Annotated in this window: 4 protein-coding genes and 1 pseudogene; all 5 read left to right on the top strand. The window is 68.1% G+C overall.

The features are described from left to right. On the top strand, nt 1-275 hold a 275-nt coding region (locus AC2VON_RS08450), incomplete at its 5' end, for a DUF3040 domain-containing protein (protein ID WP_486952545.1). 346 nt (nt 276-621) lie between these two features. After that, nucleotides 622-1,053 carry a division/cell wall cluster transcriptional repressor MraZ gene (gene mraZ / locus AC2VON_RS08445; RefSeq protein ID WP_486952547.1) on the top strand — a complete coding sequence of 144 codons (432 nt, stop codon included), beginning with the start codon at nt 622-624 and terminating at the stop codon, nt 1,051-1,053. Beyond that, complete coding sequence (gene rsmH / locus AC2VON_RS08440) at nt 1,028-2,215, top strand: 16S rRNA (cytosine(1402)-N(4))-methyltransferase RsmH (protein WP_486952546.1); 1,188 nt, start codon at nt 1,028-1,030, stop codon at nt 2,213-2,215. The genes mraZ and rsmH overlap by 26 nt, the downstream gene beginning before the upstream one ends. After that, a pseudogene (ftsL, locus tag AC2VON_RS08435) lies at nt 2,212-3,372 on the top strand (cell division protein FtsL); the annotation flags it as partial. The gene rsmH and the pseudogene ftsL, both read left to right, overlap by 4 nt. 41 nt (nt 3,373-3,413) lie before the next feature. Next, a partial coding sequence (locus AC2VON_RS08430) for a penicillin-binding transpeptidase domain-containing protein (RefSeq protein WP_486952544.1) occupies nt 3,414-4,520 on the top strand: 1,107 nt, incomplete at its 3' end.

Raw genomic sequence — 4,520 nt, 5'->3', positions numbered from 1 at the left:
GCGCCGCGATGTTCGCGGCCGGTCTGGGCATGCTGGTCTGCGGGGTGCCGTTCTATGCCAGCGTCAACCACGCGTTTCTCATCCTGAGCGTCATCGGTTTCATCGTCATGTTCGGCGGCGTGGTATTCGCCGTCACCGGTCCCAAGCTGACCGGTGGGCGCGGGCAGTCCGGGTCGTCGGGCGGTAACGGAGCGCGTCAGCGTCGGGCCAGGGGTTCGGGCGGTTCATTCACCAACCGGATGGAGGATCGATTCCGGCGCCGCTTCGACGAATAGCCACCCGCCGGAGCACACGGGGCAGCCGATCGGCTGCCCCGTGTGCCTATCTGCGGTGATCCGCCCGTCGTTGCGCGTGCCCCGCTAGCGTCCACTGGGCCCCACCGCTCTGACCAGCCGCTTCGAACTGGGGATTTACCCGGTACAGCAGACGCTCGCGGTGGGTCAGCATGGGTTTTCGGCCAGCCGGTGCCAGCCGGTGCCAGCTGGTGCCAGCCGGTGTGCAAAAAGGTGTGGCAAAAAGTGGGTGCGACACTCATTTGTTATGCGATAAATCGCCCTAAGTGGGGGATAGTGGGGTAACGTGGCAGAAGTCGTTGGCGAGGCGTTGACGGGAGGTGGCGTGATGTTTCTCGGCACCTACACGCCCAAACTCGACGACAAGGGGCGGCTGACGTTGCCCGCCAAGTTCCGCGATGCGCTGGCAGGAGGGCTGATGGTCACCAAGAGCCAGGACCACAGCCTGGCCGTCTACCCGCGGGCGGAGTTCGAGCAACTGGCCCGGCGAGCCGCGCAGGCATCGCGAAGCAACCCCGATGCACGGGCATTCCTGCGTAACCTGGCCGCAGCCACCGACGAGCAGCATCCCGATGCCCAGGGCCGAATCACCCTGTCGACCGACCATCGTCGCTACGCCAAACTCGCCAAGGAATGCGTCGTGATCGGTTCGGTCGACTACCTGGAGATCTGGGATGCAAGCTCCTGGCAGGACTACCAGCAGACCCATGAAGAGAACTTCTCCGCGGCCAGCGATGAAGCACTCAGCGACATCATCTGAGGCGCGCGCCCGTGCCTCGTGGCCTCTGCCCGATCCGACCCTGACGTACTTCCCCAACGCCAGGTTCGCGATATCGGACAGGGACCTCGATGCAGGGGCGGCCCGTTCGGTGTTTCGGTGGTACCGGATCCAACAAAGAGGTGTTGCGATGACCGACGAGCGGGGTGATCCCGGCCATGTGCCGGTGATGCTGCAGCGCTGCGTGACGCTGCTCGCCCCGGCGCTGACGCGGCACCGCGCGGACGGGTCAGGTGCGGTCCTGGTCGACGCCACGGTCGGGGCCGGCGGACACGCCGAGCGTTTCCTGTCGGAGCTGCCCGGCCTGCGGTTCATCGGGTTGGATCGTGACCCCGACGCCATCGATGCCGCCGCGAGGCGGCTGGGCCGGTTTGGCGAACGAGTGACCCTGACGCACGCGCGCTACGACTCGATCGTCGATGTGATAGCCGAATCAGGCTACACCGCAATAGAATCAGTCGACGCCGTGCTGTTCGACCTCGGCGTATCGTCGATGCAGCTGGACCGGATCGAGCGAGGCTTTTCCTATGCCCACGACGCTCCGCTGGACATGCGGATGGACCTGCAGTCCACGCTGACCGCGGCCGACGTCGTCAACACCTACGACGAGGCTGCGCTCACCGACATCCTGCGGCGTTACGGCGAGGAGCGATTCGCGGCTCGCATCGCAGCGCGCATCGTGGATCGCCGGGCACGCGCGCCGCTGACATCGACCGGAGAGCTGGTTGCTCTGCTCTATCAGGCGATTCCGGCGCCGGCCCGGCGGCGGGGCGGGCATCCCGCGAAGCGGACGTTTCAAGCGCTGCGCATTGCGGTCAACGGCGAATTGGACTCGCTCGCCGACGCCCTTCCCGCAGCGCTGGATGCTTTGACCGTTGCCGGCCGCATCGTCGTGCTGGCTTACCAGTCCCTGGAGGACCGGATCGTCAAACAACTGTACGCCGAGGCCACGACGTCGCATACCCCGGTTGATGTTCCAGTTGAATTACCTGGTGACACACCACGATTCGCGTTGTTGACGCGTGGTGCTGAACGCGCCGGCGCCGACGAGGTGGAGCGCAACCCGCGGGCCGCGTCGGTTCGGTTACGGGCCGTGCGACGGACGGAGCCGGGGGCATGGGCGGCGGAAAGGGGTGCCCGATGAGAACCAAGCGCCAACCGGTTTCGCGGCGTGGCGACCGTCGCCGTCACCCGGACGGCTCCGCCCGTACAGCGCTGCGCCGACGTGCCGATGCGCCGACTTCGCGGCGCCGTCGTCCACGCCAGCCGACGGCGCCGTCGCCCGGCCGGGAACCACGGGCACCGCGCCCGGGGCCGCAGACCGCGGCGGGGCCCCGGCCCACCGTCCGGCCGGCGCCACCCAAGAACACCAGGCAGGCCAAAGCCCGCGCCAAGGCGCGGAAGGCTAAGGCACCCAAGGTGGTTCGGACTCCGCTACGGGAGCGGCTGGTCGTTCGGCTGGCTTCGGTGGACCTGCGGCCGCGCACGCTGGCGGCCAAGGTGCCGTTCGTCGTGTTGGTCATCGGCACGCTCGGTGCCGGGCTGGGCATCACCCTGTGGCTGTCGACCGACGCCGCGGAGCGCTCCTACCAGTTGGGCACCGTCAAGCAGGGGAACAGGGCGTTGCTGCAACAAAAGGAAGCGCTGGAACGCGATGTGCGCGAGGCGCAGTCCGCGCCGGCGTTGGCCGAGGCAGCACGCAACCTGGGCATGATCCCCAGCAGGGACACCGCCCACCTGGTTCAAGACCCGGCAGGCAACTGGGTGGTCGTCGGCAATCCGACGCCGGCCGAAGGTGTGCCGCCGCCACCGTTGAACACCAAACTGCCCGAGGAGCGGCCCGCACCGCCCCCGCCGCCACCCCGCCCGCTCGAAGTGCCGATTCGCGAATCGCCGGGCCTCGGTTGGCCGGCCTTACCGCCCGGAGCGGCCGCACCGGGACGGGACGTGCCGCTGTCCCCTTCGGTGGGAGCACAGAACCAGCACCTGCCAACCAACGCCGTCCCCGCCATGCCGGGCGTGCCGCGCGTACCGCTGACCGGGCCGCCGTCAGGGCCGTTGCCGCCGGTGTTGTCACCGGCACCGCCCCTCATCGTGATCGGGTCGTCGCCGGGACCGGCGGTGGAGCAGTTCAGTCCGCCGGCGACTTCCCCGTCAGCGGCGGCTCCGGGTGCCGCGAGGTGAGCCGGGCCAAGCGGGTTGGCAGGCCCCAGTCGCATCCGCTACGCCGAGCCGACGGACCCGGGAAGCCTGCAAAGGCGAGGAACAGCGGGGGTCCCAGCAAGCCCGGCAAGCCCGGCAAGCCCAGCAAGCCCAGCAAGCCCGGCAAGCCTGGGAAACCGGTGCTGCCCGGGAAGTCCAGGCAGCCGGCGAAACCCGCGCCGGTCGGTCGTTCGGCAACCGACCGGCGCACCCGGCAAGCGATGGAACTCGGTGTGCGCAGCGCCTCGTTCGTGTTCCGGCACCGAGCCGGTAACGCGGTCATTTTCCTGGTGCTCTGTGTCGCGGCGATGCAGCTGTTCTATCTGCAGGTTCCGCGCGCCTCCGGACTGCGGGCCGAAGCAGCCGGACAACTGAAGGTCACCGACACCGAAAAAGCCATGCGCGGCAGCATCGTCGACCGCAGCGGCGACAAACTGGCGTTCACCATCGAAGCTCGGGCGCTGACTTTTCAGCCGATTAAGATCCGCAAGCAACTCGACCAGGCCAAAGAGCACAATGCCGGTGCTCCCGACCCGCAGCGGCGGTTGAAGGAAATCGCCAAGGAGGTCGCCGGCCGGTTGGGCAACCGGCCGGACGCCGCGGCGGTGCTGAAAAAGCTGCGCAGCAACGAGACATTCGTCTACCTGGCCCGTGCCGTTGATCCCGCCATCGCCGAGGCGATCAGCAAGAATTACCCCGAAGTCGGTAGTGAGCGGCAGGATCTGCGCCAGTACCCGGGCGGATCGCTGGCGGCCAACATCGTCGGGGGCATTGATTGGGACGGGCACGGACTGCTGGGCCTGGAGGACGCCATGGACGCGGTGCTGGCCGGAACCGACGGTTCGCTGACCTATGACCGTGGCTCCGACGGTGTGGTGATTCCGGGCAGCTACCGAAACCGGCACCGGGCGGTCGACGGGGCAACTGTGCAACTCACCCTCGACGACGACATTCAGTTCTACGTCCAGCAGCAGGTCCAGCAGGCCAAGAACGCCGCCGGGGCGCGCAACGTCTCGGCGGTGGTGCTCGACGCGCACAGCGGTGAGGTGCTGGCCATGGCAGCCGACAACACCTTCGACCCGTCGCAGGACATCGGTCGCCAAGGGGACAAGCAGATGGGCAATCCGGCGGTGTCGTCGCCGTTCGAGCCCGGCTCGGCGAACAAGGTGGTAACGGCCGCCGCCACCATCGAGTACGGGCTGAGCAACCCCGACGAGGTGCTGTCGGTGCCCGGCTCGATCGCCATG

The organism is Mycobacterium sp. TH-M82 (assembly GCF_057473605.1).
The sequence above is the reverse complement of the archived record's forward strand: the minus strand, read 5'-3'. Positions and strand labels throughout refer to the sequence as shown.

What these genes read in the sequence shown, in the direction of transcription:
- mraZ (WP_486952547.1), top strand. Translation starts at nt 622, where the DNA reads ATGTTTCTCGGCACCTACACGCCCAAACTCGACGACAAGGGGCGGCTG.
- rsmH (WP_486952546.1), top strand. Translation starts at nt 1,028, where the DNA reads ATGAAGCACTCAGCGACATCATCTGAGGCGCGCGCCCGTGCCTCGTGG.